Origin of the sequence: Cyclobacterium jeungdonense, assembly GCF_010994275.1 — a bacterium.
In the GTDB taxonomy this organism is placed as follows: domain Bacteria; phylum Bacteroidota; class Bacteroidia; order Cytophagales; family Cyclobacteriaceae; genus Cyclobacterium; species Cyclobacterium jeungdonense.
The window spans coordinates 1-22,719 of the sequence record NZ_WMCD01000003.1 but is presented as its reverse complement, the minus strand read 5'-3'; the positions used below and the strand labels follow the sequence as shown (position 1 = coordinate 22,719).

At 45.8% G+C, this 22,719-nt stretch carries 16 protein-coding genes; 10 read left to right on the top strand and 6 right to left on the bottom strand.

Features of this window, described 5'->3' with window-relative positions:
• Positions 1-295 precede the first annotated feature (295 nt).
• From galK to cysS, 3 genes are read right to left on the bottom strand one after another with little or no spacing between them, the layout of a single operon-like run.
• Positions 296-1,450, bottom strand: coding sequence for a galactokinase (gene galK, locus GKS34_RS07635; RefSeq protein ID WP_163384226.1), 1,155 nt, complete (start codon positions 1,448-1,450; stop codon positions 296-298).
• Between the two features lie 23 nt (positions 1,451-1,473).
• Positions 1,474-2,457, bottom strand: a complete 984-nt coding sequence (locus GKS34_RS07630) for a M28 family peptidase (protein ID WP_163384225.1) — start codon at positions 2,455-2,457, stop codon at positions 1,474-1,476.
• The gene (gene cysS, locus GKS34_RS07625) at positions 2,447-3,940 is read right to left on the bottom strand and encodes a cysteine--tRNA ligase (protein WP_163384224.1); all 1,494 of its coding nucleotides are present in this window, start codon (positions 3,938-3,940) and stop codon (positions 2,447-2,449) included. The genes GKS34_RS07630 and cysS overlap by 11 nt, the downstream gene beginning before the upstream one ends.
• Positions 3,941-4,097: 157 nt before the next feature.
• Here cysS and rimP point away from each other — a divergent pair, with 157 nt between their 5' ends.
• The 4 genes from rimP to GKS34_RS07605 all read left to right on the top strand — a co-directional run bounded on the left by rimP (position 4,098) and on the right by GKS34_RS07605 (position 9,153).
• Positions 4,098-4,568 (top strand): ribosome maturation factor RimP, encoded by a 471-nt coding sequence (gene rimP / locus GKS34_RS07620; RefSeq protein ID WP_163384223.1) that lies wholly within the window; start codon positions 4,098-4,100, stop codon positions 4,566-4,568.
• Between the two features lie 5 nt (positions 4,569-4,573).
• Positions 4,574-5,818, top strand: coding sequence for a transcription termination factor NusA (nusA, locus tag GKS34_RS07615; protein WP_163384222.1), 1,245 nt, complete (start codon positions 4,574-4,576; stop codon positions 5,816-5,818).
• A gap of 71 nt (positions 5,819-5,889) precedes the next feature.
• Complete coding sequence (gene infB / locus GKS34_RS07610; protein WP_163384221.1) at positions 5,890-8,865, top strand: translation initiation factor IF-2; 2,976 nt, start codon at positions 5,890-5,892, stop codon at positions 8,863-8,865.
• 93 nt (positions 8,866-8,958) lie between these two features.
• Positions 8,959-9,153: a hypothetical protein gene (locus GKS34_RS07605; RefSeq protein ID WP_163384220.1), complete on the top strand. Its 195-nt coding sequence runs from the start codon at positions 8,959-8,961 to the stop codon at positions 9,151-9,153.
• Here GKS34_RS07605 and GKS34_RS07600 read toward each other — a convergent pair.
• Positions 9,150-10,082: a sugar phosphate isomerase/epimerase family protein gene (locus tag GKS34_RS07600; protein WP_163384219.1), complete on the bottom strand. Its 933-nt coding sequence runs from the start codon at positions 10,080-10,082 to the stop codon at positions 9,150-9,152. The two genes, GKS34_RS07605 and GKS34_RS07600, sit on opposite strands and share 4 nt — an antisense overlap.
• A 287-nt stretch (positions 10,083-10,369) precedes the next feature.
• On the opposite strand from GKS34_RS07600, the gene GKS34_RS07595 reads away from it, so the two are divergent.
• Positions 10,370-11,116, top strand: coding sequence for a hypothetical protein (locus GKS34_RS07595; RefSeq protein ID WP_163384218.1), 747 nt, complete (start codon positions 10,370-10,372; stop codon positions 11,114-11,116).
• A gap of 372 nt (positions 11,117-11,488) precedes the next feature.
• On the opposite strand, the gene GKS34_RS07590 is transcribed toward GKS34_RS07595, so the two are convergent.
• Both GKS34_RS07590 and GKS34_RS07585 read right to left on the bottom strand, forming a co-directional pair.
• Positions 11,489-12,637: a THUMP-like domain-containing protein gene (locus tag GKS34_RS07590; protein WP_240459228.1), complete on the bottom strand. Its 1,149-nt coding sequence runs from the start codon at positions 12,635-12,637 to the stop codon at positions 11,489-11,491.
• 42 nt (positions 12,638-12,679) lie between these two features.
• A complete protein-coding gene (locus GKS34_RS07585; RefSeq protein WP_163384217.1) occupies positions 12,680-13,669 on the bottom strand; it encodes an aspartate-semialdehyde dehydrogenase in 990 nt (329 codons plus the stop codon).
• Between the two features lie 104 nt (positions 13,670-13,773).
• Between GKS34_RS07585 and GKS34_RS07580 the strand changes: the two genes are divergently transcribed.
• From GKS34_RS07580 to GKS34_RS07560, 5 genes are all read left to right on the top strand, one after another.
• Positions 13,774-19,038, top strand: a complete 5,265-nt coding sequence (locus tag GKS34_RS07580) for a lamin tail domain-containing protein (protein WP_163384216.1) — start codon at positions 13,774-13,776, stop codon at positions 19,036-19,038.
• 89 nt (positions 19,039-19,127) lie between these two features.
• Positions 19,128-20,117: a TRAP transporter substrate-binding protein gene (locus GKS34_RS07575; protein WP_163384215.1), complete on the top strand. Its 990-nt coding sequence runs from the start codon at positions 19,128-19,130 to the stop codon at positions 20,115-20,117.
• 90 nt (positions 20,118-20,207) lie between these two features.
• Entirely contained in the window at positions 20,208-20,666 is a 459-nt protein-coding gene (locus GKS34_RS07570; protein ID WP_163384214.1) for a TRAP transporter small permease, read from the top strand.
• Positions 20,663-21,937 (top strand): TRAP transporter large permease, encoded by a 1,275-nt coding sequence (locus tag GKS34_RS07565; RefSeq protein WP_163384213.1) that lies wholly within the window; start codon positions 20,663-20,665, stop codon positions 21,935-21,937. The genes GKS34_RS07570 and GKS34_RS07565 overlap by 4 nt, the downstream gene beginning before the upstream one ends.
• Positions 21,938-22,113: 176 nt before the next feature.
• A complete protein-coding gene (locus GKS34_RS07560) occupies positions 22,114-22,569 on the top strand; it encodes an Hsp20/alpha crystallin family protein (RefSeq protein WP_205602037.1) in 456 nt (151 codons plus the stop codon).
• The last annotated feature ends 150 nt before the right edge of the window (positions 22,570-22,719 follow it).

Sequence of the window (22,719 nt, the reverse complement as noted above, 5' to 3'; positions counted from 1 at the left end):
CCTAAGCGATTTGCTTCACCCATTATTTCCAGAACAGGACGATCTAGTTGATTTTGGCATCCAACGTACCAATAAAGTGAACCCTGCACTTTATTTACCTTCCAACCATCACTAAAACTAACTACTATTTTATAATATTAAAATAAATATAGGCTGTACAGGCATAAAATAACCTATTTCGGGTAGCCTATTGCTCACAAAATCTGATTTACCTAACCGTTTGTATTCGACTGAAAACGGATAAAAACTCCATCAACCAATGGTTTGGTCAGGAAACAGTATTTCAGTCTATGCCTTAACCCTCAAACACTCCGGTCCCATCCGCAACGTTGACCTCATAGGTTTCCATTTGAAGGCCGAATTTCTCCTGGTAAGCTCCTGTAATGGAGGCTATAAATTCCTTTGTAGCGGATTTCTTTAGGAGATTTAGGGTGCAGCCTCCGAATCCGCCACCCATCATCCTGGCACCTAACACATAGGGCAGGTCTCTGGTATAGTCCACTAAAAAATCAAGTTCCGGACAACTGACTTCATACGCTTCAGAGAGTCCCTTATGAGAGCCGTAAAGCAAGTGCCCAACCGCTTCAAGGTCATCATCAGCAAGGGCATTGCAGGTAGTTATCACGCGTTCGTTCTCCTGGATCACATAAGCGCACCGCTGGTAAACCAGGGGAGCCATTTCCCCTCTTGCCTTTTCCAGCATTTGAGGAGTAACATCTCTGAGACTATTCACATCAGGAAACTGCTGCTTTACCTGGTTGACACCCTCCTGACATTCTTCCCTCCTTTTGTTGTATGCTGATTCCGCCAAGGTATGGGCTACTTTGGTGTTACAAAGGAGCAATTGAAAATCTCCGAGTTCCAGAGGGAAGTAGGAATGCTCCAGCGAACGACAATCAAGCCTGATCACCTGCTCCTTTTTACCCATCATAGACGCAAACATATCCATAATGCCACAGTTTACCCCCGCAAAAGTATGCTCTGCTTGTTGCGAATACCGGACAAGATCCATCTTTTCGATTTGCAAGTCAAATAACTCCGACAATCCCAGGCCCACACCATTTTCCAGGGCGGCAGAGGAAGACAATCCCGCACCGATGGGAATATCTCCTCCAAAAACACAGTCAAATCCTTCCAGATTATGCCCCCCTTGTACCAGTTGGGCTACCACTCCCTTGACAAAGTTAATCCAGCCCGTCCGGGGCTTCAATTCCTCCAGGGAAAAGATTTGCTCTTCTTCGAAATCCAGGGAATAAACCCGACAAGTCCCGGAAGCATTTTTTGCAAAGCCCAAATAGATGTATTTGTCGATTGCTGCCGGTAAGACAAAGCCGTCATTATAATCGGTATGTTCGCCGATCAGATTGATCCTTCCTGGAGAGCGAACCAGCAGAGGCTCCGATTGATACTTTTCCAGAAATGTGCTCCGAATCTGTTTGATTTGGGACATAAATAGTTGTTTTGAGCGAAAAATTAATCTTCCTGATACACGGTAAATAAAACCGTTTCCCCTACTACGGATAAGGTCTTTTTATCGATCAGGTCCATGTTGTCATCGTGGGTGTGATGGTAATGACCAAATCCGTAATCCGGACTGTACTCGATGATGTTGATCATGGGGATATTGGCATCCTGGTTGACAAAAAGGTGGTCATCTGTAATGGCTTCCGAACGCCTCATTGGGAAAAAATTGCCATGTCCCAGCCGGTGCGCATAATCCCAGACTTTATCTACCAGATTTTTGGCATATTGTATGGAGTACCCTTCCTTGTAGAATCTCGCATTTTTGCCTCCCACCATATCCAGCAAAATGCCATAGTAGGCAGTATATCCTCGGGAATGAGGGTTTTTGGACCAGTATTGCGAACCCAAACACCACCAGACCTGGCTGCCATCCCTGAAGTTTTGGTGTTCTGGTTCTCCATCGTCTTCCCCGTCAAAGAACACAATATCTATCCCCACATCGGGTTGCAGGCTGTCGGTATGTAAAACGCGCGCTATCTCCAGTAAGACGCCTACGCCGCTACCCCCATCATTGGCCCCGTCTATGGGTTGATCTATACGTCCCGTATCCTTATCGGCGATTCGGCGGGTATCCCAGTGGGCTGCCAACAGAATTCGTTTGCTGGCTTCTGGCCGGTAACTTCCGATAATATTGGTCAGCTCCAGCTCTTTACCATCATAGGCAGTGGCCGTGAACTCCTGTTCGGTTACCGAAAAACCATAGCCTTCCAGTTTTTGGACCAGCCATTCCCCCGTTTCCCGGTGGGACGGGGTATTGGGCACTCTGGGACCAAAATCCACTTGCTTTTGGATAAAGGCATAGGCAGAATCCGCATTGAAGGAGGGGTAGGGCTTGGCGGTAAATTCATCGTCAACTTTTTCCTCCGTTATTCGCTGTTCGCCGCAGGACCAGAAAAGCAATCCCAAAAGCAAAATACAGGTACTATTCTTCATATCCCCAATCAATTTTGTCTTTCATATCCTTAATGATCAGACCGGCATCTTTTAATCCCGCCCGGATCTTATCTACTTTTTGATAATCTCTGGCTGTTTTGGCACGACTATATAAATCCAGTATGACTTGAAGCAGTTGGTCCTGATTGTCTCCTTTTTCTTCAATAAGGCCCAAAATTTCCGAAATGAAGGTACGATAGGTCTGAATCAGTTCATTAAACGCGTCTTCCCCCAAGTGAGCGGGATGCAATTGCCCGGTGTACAAACTATTGATTTTTTTCAACAGGTTAAACAGGTGCCCGATAGCTTGTGCAGTATTGAAATCATCGTCCATGGAGGCAAAAGCGGCATCGATACTTTTTCGAATCTGGCCTACCTGTTTTACATCTATGGAAACATCGCCATCTTCTTTATAAACCAGACCATCCGCTATTCGGAACCCATTAATGAGCTTTTTGTAACCCTTTTGGGCTGATTGCAGGGCCTGATTGGAAAAGTCCAGGGTCGAGCGGTAATGGGCTGTAAGGATAAAATAACGCACGGTCATGGGGCTGTAAGCCTGCTCCAGCCTATCATGGTCTCCAAGGAACAATTGCTGCAGGGTAATGAAATTCCCCAGGGACTTGCCCATTTTTTGCCCATTGATGGTAATCATATTGTTGTGCAGCCAATACTTGGCAGGGTCGGTATGATGGCAGGCGTTTCCCTGGGCTATTTCACACTCGTGATGGGGAAACATCAGGTCCATTCCTCCACCATGAATATCAAATTGGTTGCCCAGGTATTTGGAGCTCATGGCGGTACATTCCAGATGCCAACCCGGAAATCCCAGACTCCAGGGAGCTTCCCATTTCATCAGGTGCTCGGGCGATGCTTTCTTCCATAGGGCAAAATCCAAAGGATTCCTTTTTTCCGATTGCCCGTCCAGCTCCCGGCTGCCACTCATCAGCTCCTCTACTACCCGACCTGACAGTCGTCCATATTTGGTGGTTTCATTGTATTTAAGCACGTCGAAATAAACACTGCCATTCACTTCGTAGGCCAATCCTTCCTTAAGGATTTGTTCCACAAGTTGGATTTGTTCCGGAATATGTCCGGTGGCGCGGGGTTCTATACTGGGCCGGATGGTGTTCAGTAACTCCATATCGCGGTGATAAGATGTGGCGTATTGCTGGGCTACTTCCATCGGTTCCAATTGTTCCAGTTTGGCTTTTTTTGCAATTTTATCCTCACCTTCGTCGGCATCGGCCTCCAGATGCCCTACATCGGTAATATTACGTACATACCTTACTTTATACCCCAAAAAAGAAAGGTAACGATACACCGCGTCAAAAGTTACCGCTGCCCGGGCATGTCCCAGATGCGCATCACCATATACCGTCGGACCGCAAACATACATCCCTACATGGGGAGGGCGAATGGGCTCGAAAAGCTCTTTGTTTCTGGACAGGGTATTGTATATTTTTAACTTTTTTGAATGCATGGGGCAAATTTATCAAACTTTCAATACTTTTTTTAGGAAAATAATTTTATTACATTTGTGCTAGAATTCATTAGTGATCATAGAGGGGACAAGCAGTCCCCTCTTTCATTATGAATCAATTTGGAGGGAAATCCTTGGAGCAAGTAAGCAAAAAGATATGAATTTGAGGCAAACGATAGAGGAAATAGTGGAAAAACACCTTCCGGATGCCAGTCATTTTGTGGTAGACATTCAGATCGTCGAAAAAGGCCCAAAAAAGTCCCTGCATATCTTGATTGATGCAGATCAGGGTATCACTATCGAAACCTGTGCCTTGGTCAGCCGGGCAGTAGGGGAAGAAATCGAGGCCAAAGAACTAATGGACACGGCTTATGTTATGGAGGTATCTTCTCCTGGAGTTGATTTTCCTTTGAGCTCCAGAAGGCAATATCAAAAAAATGTGGGCCGCAGCCTGAAAGTAACCCTGGAAAACAACGATACGATAGAAGGAAAACTGACCGAAGTCGACCAGCGGGGTATCCGCATGGTAGTGATGAAAAAAGAAAAAGGAAAGAAGGCGGTTGAAGAAAGTCTCGACCTGCCCTTTGAACAGATTAGGAAATCAATAGTAGTAGTCTCTTTCAAATAAAAACAATGGATGCTAAAGTTCTGATTGAATCATTTGCAGAGTTTGCAAGATCGAAAAATGTGGACCGACCAACAATGATCCGCATTCTTGAAGATGTATTTCGAGCAATGATTCGCAAAAAATACGAAACAGATGAAAATTTTGACGTGATCATCAATGCCGACAAAGGGGATCTGGAGATCGTTCGAATCAGGGAAATAGTAGACGACAACTCGGAGGATATTTGGGATTACGACAAGATAAGCTTGTCAGAGGCAAAGAAAATTGAGCCCGATTTTGAACTGGGTGAAGAAGCCTACGAAAAGATCGAACTGGAAGATTTTGGCAGAAGGGCCGTTATGATGGCCCGACAGACCCTGATCCAGCGAATCAAGGATTTGGAAAAGGATTTGCTTTTCAATCAGTACGAAGAGTTGGTAGGCGAAATCATCAATGCGGAGGTTTACCAGATTCTCGGAAGGGAGATCCTGCTGATGGATGGGGAAGGAAACGAGCTCATCATGCCTAAGAGCGAGCAAATCCCCAAAGACCGGTTTCGGAAAGGGGATACGGTAAAGGCGATTGTGCATAAGGTAGAAATGATCAATGGCAATCCACGAATCATTTTGTCCAGAACTTCTCCCATCTTTCTGGAGCGCCTTTTTGAAAACGAGGTCCCTGAAGTATATGATGGACTCATTACTATCAAAAAGATCGTTCGCGAGCCCGGTGAAAGAGCGAAAGTGGCCGTGGAGTCGTATGATGACCGCATTGATCCCGTAGGGGCCTGTGTGGGCATGAAGGGCAGCAGAATTCATGCTGTGGTACGCGAATTGCAGAATGAGAATATTGACGTTATCAATTATACGGAAAACCTGGATCTATACGTATCCAGGGCCTTGAGTCCGGCAAAAGTTTCTTCGCTTCAGGTAAACGAAGAGGATAAACGGATATCCGTGTACCTTAAACCGGATCAAGTATCCCTTGCCATCGGTAAGGGAGGCTTTAATATCCGTCTTGCCAGCCGTTTAGTCGGCTACGAGATCGATGTATTCAGGGAATTATCTGATTATGAGGAGGAGGAAGATGTGGATTTGTCCGAATTTTCTGACGAAATTGAAAGTTGGGTCATAGCAGAACTGAAAAAAACAGGTTTGGATACAGCAAAAAGCGTATTAGCGCTGACCAAAGAAGACCTATTGAGGAGAACCGAACTGGAAGAAGAAACGATTGATGATGTATTTAAAATATTAAAACAAGAATTTGAATAGCAAATAACGATAGATTATTCGTTATCCCCTTTATATTTGCATTAGAATAAAATACAGGAATAGGTATTAGTATGTCAGAAGAAAAAATGATGCGATTAGGCCAGGTAGCCAGAAAGCTCAACGTCGGTGTAGCGACCATCGTTGAGTCCATGGCGAAGAAGGGCTTTGAGGTAGAAGGAAACCCGAACTCTAAGATCAGCATGGAGCATTTCAATATGCTTGCCAAGGAGTTTAGGTCCTCTGCCCAGGAGAAGGAAGAGGCCTCCCATCTTTCCATTGGCAAAAGACACAATGAAAATTTTACTATCAAGGCGGAATCTGAGTCCGAACCGGAGAAGGAAATAAAAAAGCCTGAACCTGAAAAACCGGCTCCCAGTCCAAAAGAGGAGAAACCTGCTGCCGATAAAGGTACTGACAAAATTTCAACCGAAGCACCCAAGCTTCAAGGTATAAAAGTGGTAGGGAAGATTGATTTGGAAGGCAAGCCATCCAAACCAGAAGAACGAAAAAAGGAGGAAAAACCGCAAGCATCGGAGCCAAAAGCACCGGAACCTAAAACGCCGGAACCTAAAGCAACCGCTCCTGCTCCGGAACCTCCAAAAAGTAAAGAGGAGAAAAAAGAAGAAACGCTGAAGGAAGAAAAGCCGAAGGAAGAAAAACCAGAAGCAAAATCTCCCGAGAAAGAAAAACCGGAAGTTCCTGAGGCCAAACCTGCTGAAGAAAAACCAGCGGAGAAAGCGCCGGAAGCGGAGCAAAAACCTATTCCTGAAAAAGCTCCCGAAGAAAAAAAACCAGCGGAGGCCGAAAAAACAGCAGCAGCTGCGGAAGAAAAACCACCCGAAAACAGGGTTATTTCTGCTAAGGCAGATTCCTTGAAAGGTCTGACCGTACTGGGGAAAATAGAACTTCCCAAAGACAAGTCTAAAAAGAAAACCAAACCGGTTGCCTCTTCTGATGAACGAAATAAAGAGAAGAAGAAGCGACCTAGAAAGCGTATTGACAACCGTCCTGCAACAGGTGCCGCAGGCGCCCGACCTGCAGCTGGTGGCGCAGGAAAAGGGCCTGGACAAGGCGCCCGAAAAGGCAATAACAGAGGCCCTGCAGGAAGACCTGGTGCAAGAGGTGCCGGAAATGCCCGTTTCCAAAAAGAGGAACCCACTCAAAAAGAAATTCAGGATCAGATCAAACAAACTCTTGCCAGACTTCAAGGCGGGGGTAAATCCGGAGGAAAAGGAAAAAACAGAAGGGACAAACGCTCTGACAGATCCAAGGAAGTTAGCGATGCGCCTGAAGAAAGCAAAGTATTAAAAGTTACCGAATTTATTTCTGCCAATGACCTGGCATCCCTGATGGATGTCTCGGTCAATGAAGTAATTTCCGTTTGCATGGGATTAGGTATGTTCGTATCGATTAACCAGCGACTGGATGCAGAAGCCATCACGATTATCGCCGATGAATTCAACTACGATGTAGAATTCACCAAATCCGATGAAGAAGAAGCCGAAATTAAGGTGGAAGAGGATCCGGAAGAGATGATCGAAAGGGCTCCTATTGTGACCATCATGGGGCACGTAGATCATGGTAAAACCTCTTTGCTGGATTTTATCAGAAGATCCAAGGTGACTCACGGCGAAGCCGGAGGAATCACCCAGCATATCGGAGCTTATGATGTGGAAACAACTGACGGGCACAAAATCGCCTTTCTGGATACTCCAGGACACGAAGCCTTTACCGCCATGCGGGCAAGGGGAGCTAAAATTACGGATGTGGCTATCATCGTAATCGCCGCGGATGATAATGTGATGCCACAGACGAAAGAAGCCATTAACCACGCACAGGTTGCTGGCGTGCCGATGATTTTTGCCATTAACAAAGTAGACAAACCAAACGCAAACCCGGATAAAATCAGGGAAGAATTAGCCAATATGAACCTGCTGGTGGAAGACTGGGGTGGAAAATACCAGTCACAGGAAATATCTGCCAAGACAGGCGCGGGAATAGATGACTTGCTGGAAAAAGTATTGCTGGAATCCGAAATACTGGAACTCAAGGCCAATCCAAACAAAAACGCCGTGGGCACGGTTGTGGAAGCTTCCCTGGACAAAGGAAGGGGTTATGTCTCCACGGTAATGGTCCAGGCAGGTACACTTAGGATAGGAGATACCATCCTGGCAGGCCAGCACTATGGCCGCGTAAAGGCAATGTTTGATCATTTAGGTCAGAAAAAAGAGGAGGCAGGTCCTTCTACGCCGGTTCAGGTACTTGGACTTGGTGGAGCTCCGCAAGCGGGAGATGTTTTCAAAGTATACGATTCGGAACGGGAAGCCCGGGAAATTGCCAACTCACGGGAGCAAATTCAGCGGGAACAAAGCCTTCGTACCAAAAAGCACATCACCCTGGATGAAATTGGCAGGAGACTCGCGATTGGTAGCTTTAAAGAACTCAACATCATTATCAAAGGTGATGTGGATGGTTCGGTAGAGGCCCTGTCCGATTCCTTACTCAAATTGTCTAAGGAAGAGGTAAAAGTAAACATCATCCACCAGGGCGTAGGGCAGATTTCCGAGTCCGATGTCTTGCTGGCTTCTGCTTCTGATGCCATTATCCTGGGGTTCCAGGTAAGGCCTTCTGCGAATGCCAAACGCCTGGCAGAACAGGAAGAAATCGAAATCAGACACTATTCCATCATCTACGATGCGATCAACCAGATCAAAGACGCCATTGAAGGTATGTTGGAACCTGAATTCGAAGAAGTCATTACCGGAAATATAGAGGTCCGTGAAGTATTTAAGATTTCCAAGGTTGGTACCGTGGCAGGTAGTTACGTGACGGATGGCTACATTAACCGAAAAAATAAAATCCGGATTATTCGCGACGGTATCGTGATTCACGAAGGAGAAATCAGTGCCTTGAAACGATTCAAGGACGATGTAAACGAAGTGAAAAACGGGTATGAATGCGGTGTTTCCATCAAAGGATTCAATGACATCGAGGTAGGAGATACCTTTGAAGGATATAAAATGGAAGAGATCAAACGGAAAAAATAATCCGCTTAAATTGATTCCAACGAATGAAGGCTGTCCCGTAAAAATGACAGCCTTTTTTTATTTTCAATAAAGATTAATTGTTGCAAATACGCCATGGAAACCCTGTTAGCAAGCCTTAAAATTTTGACCTTATTGGCGGCTATCGCGTTGATTCTTGGCTTTATACGGCCGGTTTACGTGCTGTGGTTTTTGCACCGCAACAATCGCCTGCTGGTATTGAAATACTACGGATTGCCTACATTGATTTTTTTACTCGTCTGGCTATCTCTGGAAGGGGCCATGAGTTAAACAGCGATCCCTGCCTTTTTCCCTTCCGAACGGATGTAGTCGGCTGCCAGATCGTACTCCTTCTCGCTGCTCAGGTGTTCCATCATGAGGGGGATTTCCGAAAGACGACTGACTTCCTGCAGGAATGCCTGATAATCCAAAACGCCCTGGCCGGGCCGCACTTCTGAAAATTGGGGCATGTAATAGTCTTCCCGTAGCTGAATGTCTTTGGCATGGCAACTCCGGATATGGGGTCCAAGCTTTTGAAAGCAGTCCCTAATAAGGGCTGAATTCCCATAGTATAAGCTTGGGGTAATGATCAGGTTCATGGGATCCATGTGGACGCCAAACGCCTTACGGTCCACCGCCCGTACCAGGTCCAGGTAGCTGTCCGCCGAGTCGGGATAAGCCCAGGGCATGGGTTCCAGCGCAAAATAGGTCCTTTCAGGCTGCACTTCATCGATGATTTTCCGGGTCACTTCCACGATCTCATCAAAGGTATCCCGGGTCAGGTTATCCTGGTGAGGGCCTGCCCAGTATTCCGGGTTTTTGGATCCGCTAATATTTACACAGCAGTTGGCGCCAATGCTTTCTGCCAGTTGCAGGGATTGGGTACATTTTTGGAATGCCTCCCGAGCCATGTCCTTGTCCGGGCTGATGGGATTGCTCCAGGCTCCTAATTCAGCAATGACGATGTCGGCTTTTTTGGCTGCCAATTCATAGGCCCGGATCTCCTCTGCGCCTGCCGTTAGGGGAAGGGGGCAATAGGCGGCACGGAATCCCTTGGCGGCTAAAGCCGCAACCCATTCCTCCGGGCCTTGGGGCTTTGAAAAAAGTGGTCCGCCAAGGCGTACAGCGGCTTTTGGAGCGGCTAAAGAAAAGGCTTCCGTCCCCAGCATCGCCAGTCCCAATGCAGACAGGCTCTTTTTTGAAAAGGCTCTTCGGTTCATATTTGGGTTATTTGGTTTGGAAAGGGAAGATAAAGAAAAAATGGAATAGCTTTATACCCTTGGTACTGAAAGTAAATGGCTTTAATGGCGAATTTCGAAAATTGGATGGGCTTTCAGTAATCCTATAATAAACTATTTATTACCTTGCCTGTTCAGCTACAATCTTTTTCTTTATGGTTAGAAAGATGGATAAATTGATTTACCTGGATAACAATGCTATCATACCGATGGATTTAAAATTTTGGGATTCCGATATACTCGAAAAAATATCCTTTTAAGATTACGTTATGATTATTCCATCCGATCTAAAATTGCCGATCCAAAAACTTTCAGGAGTGTTTAATAATACCACCAATTCCTATAAGTATTATTGGTTTTTGGCTATTTTGAATAAAGTCAAAAAATCAAATAAAACAACTTTTAAAATTGACAATTTGGTAGTTGAAATGATAGGAGAAATTTGGTATCCTATTAATTATTACAAATTGAACTTTGGGAAATTAGACCAATTTTCCAAGGGGATTACTCAATTGAAATCGGAATTTAGCATTGAATCAAATATCAATAAGTCGGATTTATTTAAAATAATTCAATCGAATAAAGAAAATACCATTGTAAAACAGCTTCTAAATAATTTTTCAAGGTATGTACCATTCAGATTTTTAACACCTTGGTTTGAAAGGGAATTAAGGGGAATTCCTGATCATCAAAAAAATAAAATAATCTCTGATTCATCCATGGTTTCTCCATACCAATCACCGGATTTTTGCCCCTATGCAATAGCAGAGGATACTATTACCTTAAATCCTCAGTGGAGAACCTATTTTTATATGCACCTATCCATTTTACAAAAATTTGTGTATTGGGGTTTGGTGGCTTATTTACAAAAGAACAACTCAAACGTCCCTGGGTTAACGGAAAAAATATTTCCTCCAATGTTAATAAGGCTAACAAATGCCATTTTCTTTTGGAAGGAGGTGGCTAAAGAAGATAGTGATCTTTTTTGTATTTTCTCCAATGAGGAAATGTCTTGAAAGAAAACATTAACCCCCTTTATCAAATTGGAGAAAATATGGGTTTTTCTACTGATTGGACGCTATAGTTGTTTATGGGAAACTCAATACTACTATCGAATTAGGCTGCTTGCCGATACCTCAATAGCCATTAAATCGTAATTAATTCTAGAAAAACTTGGGGAACCTATTTAATTTTTATGTTCCGGTGTACATTTCTTTTGGTTTAATAGACTAGACAGCGGAAATTGATCCAAGGAAATTAATTCTGAAATAGTATCCGAATGATGTTCCTAATTCAATAACAAAACCCCTTCAATAAGAATGCGGCTAAAGCCCATCAACCGACAACCCTCATATAGTCAATCCAATAAAAATCAAACCATCAAATCATCACCACATCCTTCTACACCTCCAAACCCCCGGTTTGCCGTCCATCTGCGTACAGGCAATCAAAAATTCCTCCCCTCCATCCTTTAGCCGGAATTTCTTTTTAATCACGTCCGCTTTCATGGGGTGATTCCGGGAAATTACGTGAACCTTGCCCTCCGGGTACTGCTTTTTCAATACCTTCTTATCCAGTCGGATTTCCTCCAATACCTCAAAAACACGCCCCGGCACGCCCTCCGGAAAATGATCGCTGGTATAGATATGCGTGTGGGCATGCAGTTTGGCCAAATCCTGCTTGACCGAAAAACTTTTGAATGCCCCTGCTTTCAGAATGCTAGCATAGGGGATGACCAGGTATTTTTTGGGAAAGGAAAGTTCAGGTGTTGCCTGCGCTTCCTCTTCCGGAGAAAAGGTAAAGCTGCTGAAGCCCTGCTCCCTTATTTCCGCCGAGACAATCGATAGTGGCTGGCCCGAACCATCGTTAATAAGCAACAACTCCTTCACCTCGTTTTTGACGCTCAGCACATGGACCTGGGTGATTCCGGGCAGTTCCCGGCAAGCCTCGCTGATATCCAGCATGGGAGAGGCCTTTACCATAATGGAGCTGGCTTTTTGTTGAAACAAACCCCAATTACTCACCACATCGGGTTCCAGGTCTTTCAGTTGAAATAGTTTCTGATTGCTTTTTCCCCTTCTGGCAGGATCCACATACAACCAATCATATGTCAGGGTGGATTGCCGCAAAAAGGCCAGGGCATCCTGGTGTACAAAGGAAACCTGTTGGTTGTTAAAAAGCCGGGGAAGGTTATGCCGGGCTAATGCAACCAGTTCCTCCTGCTGCTCCACATAGGTTACCTGCTCCATTTTTTCCCCCAGGTAGAAGGTGTCCACACCAAAGCCACCGGTCAGATCTACCATGGTTTTTCCCTGAACCAGGCTGCATTTATACTTGCCCGTGGCCTCAGAGGAACATTGCTCCATGGAAAGAGAAGGTGGAAAAATAAGGGAAGGGTGAGCCGCCCAGGCAGGCAACTTGTGCCGCGCTTTTTGCCGCATGGCAATTTGCCTCGCCGCAGCCTTGATGTCCAGGCCGGGAATTTCCTTATGCCGTAAAAGCAATTGTGCAGGATCTTCCTCAAGATGATCCTGCACAAACTGCAATAATTTTGGATGATATAGGACTTCCAGCTCCACTTATACCATGCTGTGGTCCAACAGGTATTCGGCGATTTGTACGGCATTGGTAGCGGCTCCTTTTCGTAAATTATCGGCCACAATCCACATGTTCAGCGTGTTCGGCTGGGTCTCGTCCCGGCGCAACCTGCCAACAAAGACCTCGTCTTTTTTGTGGGCATGTATGGGCATGGGATAGGTATTCGTCGCCGGATCGTCCTGCACCACTACTCCCGGAGTTTCGGCCAATAATTTCTTTACCTCTTCCAGATCAAAATCCTGCTTGAATTCCACATTTACGGATTCGGAATGACCTCCCATAACGGGGATACGCACAGCGGTTGCCGTCACCTGGATGGTGTCATCGTCGAAGATCTTTTTGGTTTCATTAATCATTTTCATTTCTTCCTTGGTGTAGCCGTTTTCCTGAAACACATCGATATGAGGCAATACGTTCAGATCGATTTTATACGGATAAACCATGGTTGCTTCTTCTCCTTTTCGCTCGGCCATCATTTGGTCTACCGCATCTTTCCCCGTTCCGGTGACCGACTGGTAGGTAGAAACCACGATCCGCTTGATCCCATATTTCTGCCGCAAGGGGGCCAGGGCAAGCACCATCTGAATGGTGGAACAGTTAGGGTTGGCAATGATGCGGTCATCGATACGCAACACCTTGCCGTTGATTTCAGGAACGATCAGTTTTTTGGTAGGGTCCATTCTCCAGGCAGAGGAATTATCGATCACGATGGTGCCGGCCTCGGCAAACTGAGGTGCCCATTCCGAAGAGGTAGCTCCTCCAGCGGAAAAAATGGCGATATCCGGTTTTTCAGCCACTGCCTGTTTCAGGCCCATTACCGTGTAATCCTTTCCCTTAAAGGCAATCTTTTTCCCTGCAGAACGCTCCGAGGCGACCAGCAAGAGTTCATCGAAAGCAAAATTGTGCTCATCCAGCACTTCCAAGATTTCTGAGCCTACCAGTCCGGTGGCTCCCACTACGGCTAACTTCATGTTGACTATTATTTTGACCGGTTTTACTTTCCTGAAGAATCCACAGGAAAACTTTTTTTCATTGAATTATGCGTGTTCTATATTCTATTTATTATATTCAATCTATGAAAGCCATCATTTTGATCGGACACTTCATTACTTTTTTACTCCCAGGCCTCGCCTTTATCCCCTCTTCAAAGCCTTTGGAAACACAGGATTTTGAAGAAAGATTCGTCATTGTGAACCACCCGGATGAGTTTCTACCCGGATGGTCTGCCAACGAACTTAGCGACGGATCTTCGCGGGTATTTCAGGCGGTTGGGCAGGGACTAGATCAATCTCATGCCCTGGGCATTCAACCCATAGGAAGTTTCAATGCGCAAATTTACATAAAAATAGCGACTGTTGGGGTATCGAACCCTACAATTTCATTTCAGGCCAGAACCGGCAAAAACGGATCCGGAAACCGACCTGCCTTGGTTTACTTCTCCTTTTCGGAAAACCTGGAAGAAGGATTCAGCGAGCGTAGCCCCCTAGGAGATGCTGGTACATTTCCCAATGAAGACGGGACCTATTCTGCCTATTCCATTCCCGTCCCGGAAAAATACTGGAACCTGGAAACCCTTACCGTTTTAATGGAGGTAGCCTATGGGTCCGGGTCCGGCACGGCTGCCCGGTTTTATATGGATGAGTTTTCAGTACACAGCGGGGAAGACCAAACGGAAGAACTCACCATCAGCAGCCTGGAAGTCATGGGAGAAAACACCCTTTCCCTGCAGTTCAACCAGCCGGTAAGCTTAGATAATGAGGGTATTATCCTTAATAACCGGTATGGAAAACCCGAACACGTAACCTTTTCCGAACCATCAGTTTTGCTACTGGAATTTGCTGATCGGATATACACCAATGACTATTTGCTGGAATTTGAGCGGATTGAAGCCGTGGCTTCGGGGCAGGTTTTGGAGAATTGGGAATACTCCTTTTCCATTGAAACTCCCACTCCACCCGGTTCCCTGATCATCAATGAATTGATGGCCGATCCCAATCCAAAAGGTCAGGTACCTCCGGATCAGGTGTTGCCCTCAAGTAGTGATGCAGAATACATTGAGTTATTTAGCCGCCTTGACAAACCCATACAGCTTAGAGGTTTCACCTATAATGGGGTGCTGATTGAATCGCAGGTAATGGAACCGCTTTCTTACCTGATCCTTTGCTCCCCTGCTACCAGGCCTGCTCTTGAACCCTATGGACAGGTGGCTTCGGTCAGCCCTTTCCGCACCCTTCCCAATAGTTCCGGAACGACCACAATTAGAGATGGGTTTGGAAATTTGATGGATAGCCTGGAATATTCCGAAGCCTTTTACCGGGGCTCTGAAAAGGCAGCAGGAGGCTGGTCAATCGAACGAATCAATCCCTTTCAAACTTGCAGTGATCGCTTCAATTGGATGGCTTCCACTGCACCGGCGGGTGGCACACCCGGAAAGCAAAATGCGGTTTTTAGTGAGGACCCGGATAGCAGGCCTTTTCAATTGCTGGAAGTATTCCCACTTTCGGCCGACCGGATTCAGCTTACCTTCTCCAAAGCATTGCCCCAGGAGCTCGGCGAAATGCCGCCGTTTACCCTTTTGGGACAGCACTTGCAGGTGATCGAACATTCAGCGAATGTCATGGTGCTCGACATGCCGGAAGCTATGGTTTCAGGGAATCGGTATCAATTGGAACCCGGGAACCTGGTCGATTGCTATGGAGTGCCACTGGAGTCTGAAATCGTTTCCTTTTTATTTGACGCAGAACCACCCCGCTTGGCATCCGTATGGGGAATTTCCGAAAAGGAGCTCTTGCTGGTTTTTGATGAAGAATTGGATAGCATTTCTGCTTCCCGGTTTCAAAATTACCGAATAGTAGACCAACCAATAGAAATACTCGCTGCTCAAAGGCGAGAAAAGGACAACGTTCACCTGCAACTCGAAGACCCTCTTCAAATAGGAGCCGATTACACCGTCCGGGTCGACAGCATTTCGGATCGTTATGGCAATTCTCTCTCCGCGGGAGAAATTCGGTTTACCTGGGAAAATTACCTGGACAGCCTGGCTTTTTACGCCCCCACCATCCTGAACGTTCAATTTGCTGGTTCAGTAAGTCTGGAATCTGCCATGAACCCCGAAAACTACCAATTACAACCCGACTTTGTGCAGCCTAGCCGGGTATTGGCGGTGGCAGAAGTAGAAAATGCTTTTTTATTGGTATTTGACCGGGAATTTCCACAAAACCAGGAATTAATCTTGGAAATTACCGGTATCAAAGATCGGGAAGGGAAGGATCGGATTACCTTCAGCCACCCTATCCGCTGGGATACCCGCGCAATCCAACTAAGCGAGCTAGGCATCCCTTCATCCCGAAGTTTGTTGCTGGAGTTCAATAAAGCGCTGGACCCCAAATGGGCAGCAATTAACCATTTGTATGAAATAAATGAAGGCGTCGGATCTCCGGAATCGGTAAGCTTACCCGGACCATCACGGGTGCTGCTGGAGTTTTCCAGCGAATTTACTCCCGGAAAATCCTACCGGCTTCAAATAAAAAACCTAAAAGATCTATACGGTGAAGAAATGACGCAAACCATTAGCAGGTCCTTTAGCTGGGATACCCTTCCTCCAAAAATTGACTCCGCCTACTTGCTTTCTCCGTATGAGCTGCAATTGGTTTGGAGCAAGGCCATCAATCCGCCCGATTCAGTACTGGTTGACGGTAAGCTTGAGAAAACATTTTCCCTTTCGTCTAATGGGCTAAATTTAAGGCTTCATGCCCAAGTGCCACTGACTTCCGATATCTTGGACATACGACTTCCCATGGTGCAAGCCAGGACGGGAGAAATAACCCTGAATGAAGCATACAAACTGGATCATTCTCAGTTTACTGTCAGTAGGCTGGAGATTTGGGACAATCAGACAATACAAGTAACCTTTACAGATTTTCCCGATCCGGGATCGATCCTATTTCCCGAAAATTACCGAGTCGACATGCAGTCGCCGAAGGAAGTTCGGCTGATGGAAAACGGCTATCAAATTAGCATTTCTCTGAAGGAGAACCTGATGGTTGGAGATACCCTACAGGCGTCCATTGCTTCTGTGAAGGGGGCAAATGGAAAAGCCAGCCTTCCCAGGGAGGCTTCGATGTTATTCGACGATGGCATTTTATCCCTTTGGATGGAAAATGCCCAACTCCTTCAAATCAGGCAGCGCATCCCCTTGGATAAAATTTCCCCCTGGGACGAAGATTTTCATTTTTTGGAGGATGATCGGGGTTTGGAGGCCCTGCTCAACCAAAGCAAGCCCGAGCAAATTCAGGTAATTATCGATGAACCGCTTCCAGTGGGTGCCCTTTTAACGCTACAGATCCCCATCCGAAATGGAGAAGCGGGCGACAGGCTTCCCGGAAGTTTACGGCCTGTTTCCTGGAGTCCTCTGGCTCCGGATTTACTCGAAGTGCAGCTATTGCCTGAAAACAGGCTACTGCTTCATTTCGACAAGGAATTAAACCCTGTTTTGGCAGTGGTGCCGGGATTCTATTCCCTAAATGGGAATTCGCCTAGCTGGGTTAATTTAGAAAATAGTGGAAAAGAGGTAGAACTTTCTTTTGCAAACGGCTGGGAGTTGGGAGAGGAAATTAGCTTGCTCATTAAAGAGCTGGAAGATTTGGATGGCAACACCATGCTTCCTGTCACGATGACCCTCACTTATCAGCCACCCGAAATCCCTGCATTTAGAGAGTTGACAATTAACGAAATGATGCCAGCACCCCGGCCGGGAAGCGGGCTTCCTGATGTGGAATACCTGGAACTGTTTAATCCTACGGACAAAACGTTCCATTTAGGCGGAATGAAGCTCTCTAATAGCCGTAGCGAAATCACGCTTCCTCGTGCAAGCCTGGGTCCGGGTGAATACCTCATTCTTTGCCCCGCATCTCATGCAGAGTTCTTTGATCGGTATGGAAAGGTACTGGGGCTTAACTCCTGGCCTACGCTACTGAATGGTGGGGATGTCGTTACCTTAACGAATTCCCAGGGAATCCTGGTAGACCGGGTTAATTTCGATCCTTCTATGCCGCTTGGAAGTGAAATAGGCAGCAATGGCTACAGCCTGGAGGTAGTCAACCCATACTATCCCTGCGAATCCATAACCAACTATGCTCCTTCAAACAGCGAAAATAAGGGAACCCCCGGAGGACAAAATTCGGTATTCGACGATCGTCCTGACCGGACAGCGCCTCGCTTGCTTGCTGCGGTGCTGGAAGACGAATCCCGTATAATTCTACGATTTTCAAAACCGACAGGCACTCATAACCAAAACAGCGAATTTACTTTGTCCCCCGACAGGATAATAAAAGCCTCTTATAAAGATTCACTGGATCAATTTCAATGGGTGCTACTCCTTCAGGAACCCTTGCTAGCAAATCAGGTCTATGAGGTAAACGTGGAAAATTGGCAGGATTGTGCAGGAAATGCCCTTTCCCCCGTTGCCAAAAGCCTGCTGATCCGGGTTCCTGGCACGGCAGTAGCAGGGGACTTATTGCTAAATGAAATTCTGTTTAATCCGGCTTCAGGAGTTCCAAAATTTGTAGAAATCTACAATAATTCTGAGAGGTACCTCAACCTTAAAAACTGGAAACTGGCCAATGCCTCCGAGGATAACATCAGCAACCGACGGGTAATTTCCGGGCAGGATTTGATTTTGGATCCTTTTGATTACCTGGTACTGACCACAGACACAAAAAAACTGGCGGAACAATATCCCCTTGGAAAGCATGAAAAATTTCTGGAAATGAGTTTGCCCAGCTATCCGATTCGTTCTGGAACGGTCATTCTATTGGATCCGGAAGAAAACTGGGTGGAAAGATTGGATTACGATGAGGACTTCCACCATCCATTCCTTCGGGATGTTAAGGGAATTTCGCTCGAAAGGTATTCCGTCACAGCTCCAACCAACAACCCGGAGAATTGGCATTCTGCCGGGGCTCATGTAGGCCATGCCAGCCCTGGGGATAAAAATTCCCAGGTTTACGAACTAGGTAATTCTGAATTTGGCATTCAGCTGTCGCCCGAGGTTTTTATTCCCATGGCTGCCGGAGAACAGCCGTTTACCACTATCTCGTATAAAATGGCCGCGCCTGGAATTCAGGCCACGCTTCGCATTTTTTCCCCTACGGGAATTCCGGTAAAGGTGGTTTGCCAGAATGAAATATGGGGTGCAGAAGGATTTTATACCTGGGATGGCAGCAATGAAAGTGGGGAAAAAGTGACGGCAGGATACTACATTCTGTCTGCAGAATTGATTCACCCTGACGGACAAGTACAGCACATCAAAAAAACAGTGGTAGTGGGGGCGAAATTTTGAAAATAAAATGTCCTGGGAAAATAATTTTTGTACTTTGGAGCCAATTTCCATTGAAAGACCCCTTACTAACTTGTTTGAAGGCTGTATCCATGAACCCAAAAGGCTATTTTCAGGTATTTCTACTCATTTTTTCATTACACCTGGCAGGGTGCCAGGCTGACAGGGACAAAAAACCTGAATATACGCTGCGCTTTGGCCATTTGGCCAATCGGGAACATGGCTGGCATAAAGCCAGTTTAAAATTTGCTGAGGAGGTAAAAAGACGATCCAATGGCAGGGTAGAAGTCATCGTTTACCCAAATGAACAGTTGGGAAAAGAAATGGATGTACTCACAGGGCTATTAGTAGGCAGCGCCGATATCATGATCACGGGGGAGTCCTTACAGAGCTGGAGCCTTCCCAAGTCCATCTTATGCGCCACGCCCTTTGCCATCCGGGATTCTGATCATCTCAAAAAAGTAGCAGGAGGACCCTTGGGAAAAGAAATCGAACAACACATTCTGGACGTAGCGGGATTTCGCCCCATCGCCTGGTTTGAAAGAGGAGCAAGAAACCTTACCGCCAACCGGCCCATCCGACATCCGGATGAATTGCAGGGAATGATTCTGCGGGTACCTGCTGTGTCCTTGTACGTGGACACCTGGAGTGCCTTGGGCGCCAAACCTACCCCCATGGCCTTTTCGGAGGTATTCACCGCCCTGCAACAATCCACCATTCATGGACAGGAAAACCCCTTTGCTCTGATTAAAGACGCAGGCTTGTACGAGGTGCAAAAGTATTGCATGCTGACCGAACATGTCAAGAGCTGGGCCTACGTAGTCATGAGCAATAAAAAATACGAGATGTTGCCTCCGGATCTACAACAAGTAATTGACGTATCTGCCGGGATCATGCAGGAATACGAACACGAATTGTTTCTGGTTCAGGAAAAAAAAGATTACCAATTCCTGCTAGACCAGGGGATGGAATTTATCGAGGTGGACAAAAAAGCATTTAGAGAAGCCGCTACAAAGGCAGTAATGCAGGCTTTTAACGAAGAACAAATTGATTTGCTAAGAAGAATTCAGGAAGTGCCATGATGAAATCGAGCATGACGAAAACGTCACAAAGTGGGATAATTATGAAGCATCCGAGATTCCATGGGGCCATTAAGAAACAATTATAAACATATGAAAACCAATTTCCCATTGCTAGACAAAATACTCGGTCACTTTGTAAGCCTGAGTTTTATGGTGATGATAGCCGTGGTACTGCTTCAGATCGTTGCCAGGTATGCCTTGCCCTGGGCACCCAACTGGACGGAAGAGTTGGCCCGTTTTAGCTTTATTTACCTGGTGAGCGTAGGTGCTGCCCTGTCCATAAAGGACCAGGGATACGTAAGTGTCAATACTTTTCTAGACAGGCTTTCCCCTAAAGCAAAAACCAGAATGCAAGCAGTGATTTTACTTTTCATCCTGATCATAATGGGAACCCAATTCATCTTTAGCCTACCGTTAATGGAGATTGTCAGTCTGCAGAAATCCCCCGCTATGAACCTCAACATGGCTTTTATGTATGCTGCCATGGCTATAATGGGACTATTTACCAGCCTGTATGCATTGTTGGAACTACTAAAAAAGCTAAAATGACCGCCCTCCTTTTCGTTGTTTTTCTCGTGCTTTTAATTCTGGGCTTCCCGATTGCCTTTGCCTTGGGCATTTCTGCCTTTTCGTATCTGATATTTAGCGATATCCCGTTGATGGTCATCCCGCAAAAAATGTACGCTGGCATTGATGTATTTGTATTGCTTTCTATTCCGGGTTTTATCCTGGCAGGCAACCTGATGAATGCCGGTGGTATTACCCAACGTATCATTCATTTTTGCAACGCCCTGCTGGGCCATATCCGGGGAGGCCTGGGCTTAGCCAATGTGGGGGCATCCATGCTATTTGGGGGGATTTCTGGAACGGCAATAGCCGATACCGCAAGTATTGGCTCGGTAATGATTCCTGCGATGAAAAAGGAAGGCTACGATGCACCCTTTTCTTGTGCCATCACTGCCTCTTCTTCGACCATCGGCCCCATCATCCCCCCCAGCCTTCCCATGATCATAGCGGCCACCTTGACCGGACTGTCCGTTGGAAAGCTCTTTATTGCCGGCATCGTCCCTGGTTTATTATTGGGATTAGGATTTTTACTTACCGCCTATTTTATAGCCGTGAAAAAGAACTATCCGAAAAGTGATCGGAAATCTCCGATGTTCATTTTCAAAAGTTTCATGCAGGCATTTTGGGCTATAATGATGACCCTTTTAATCCTATTTGGAATAATTGGCGGTGTATTTACACCCACCGAGGCATCCATCGTGGCGGTAATCTATGCCATGGGCATTGGACTTTGGGTATATAAGGATTTAACGTTCAGACGCATACCGAAAATTCTATTGCAATCGGCCAAAACAACCGCTTCCTTAATGGTGCTGGTGGGCTTTGCCAACCTTTTTGCCTGGATCATGACCGTGGAAGAGTTACCACAACAGATTGCCACCACACTGCTGCAACTCACGGAAAACAAGTGGGTATTGCTACTATTGATAAACTTGTTGTTGCTTTTTGTTGGGGCTTTTATGGAAACCATCGCTGCACTGCTGATATTGTTTCCGGTCCTGCTAGGCGTAGCCGTTCAGGTTGGGGTGGACCCCGTTCAATTTGCCATTATCATGGTTGTAAATTTAGTCATTGGCCTTACTACGCCCCCTGTAGGCGTTTGTTTGTTTGTAGCCTCCAGCATAGGAGGAGTATCTTTGGAGAAAATTGCACGCGCCGGATTGCCCTTTTTGCTGGTGAGTTTGCTGGTGTTGTTACTTGTGACGTATATCCCTGCCGTGAGTCTTTGGCTTCCCGGTCTATTTTACGAATAAGGTAAGAAAAGACATTTTGGCATTTAACGGTTATTTTTTTGACATTTTGACGGATATATAGTTCAATAAACTGTCTTATTGTCCTATTATTCAGCATATTAGCTCCTATTTGGAAATGGCATTTCTTTTGAAAATGGATGAAGTAAAAGAATTTGAGAACCAAAATCCATAACGCCATGACACTAATGAAAGTAGCAAACAACAGAAAAGAATCACAAGTACCCGCATTTGACAATCTATTTGAGCGGTTATTCGACATGCCTTCTGCATTAGACCTGGGAGCACCGCTAAGCAGCTTCAAGGCCAGCCAACCTGCGGTAAACATCAGGGAGAATGACAAAAATTTCCTATTAGAACTGGCAGTGCCCGGGTTAAAGAAAGAGGATTTTAACATCTCCTATGAAAATGAGCACTTGGTAATTGCTTCCGAAAAGAAAACAGAAGAGAAGGAAGAAAATGATCAGGTCACCAGAAGGGAGTTTCATTACGCTTCTTTTAAAAGATCCTTCTTCTTACCAGAAGAGAAAGCGGACATTGACAACATCAACGCCCATTACAAGGATGGTATCCTGTCGGTAACCATTCCGAAAAAGGAAATCCAAAACAAGGTAAAACAAATTACCGTAGGTTAAACAAAAATAAATTGGATTAAGAAAGGCCTCCTAACTACCGGGAGGCCTTTTTCCTGACTTCGACAGTCGTCAGTCCCATTTAATTGTAAAAAACTGAAATACATTACTTTATGATTTTTTAGTTTTGGATTTGGGTGTCCCAGATGTTAT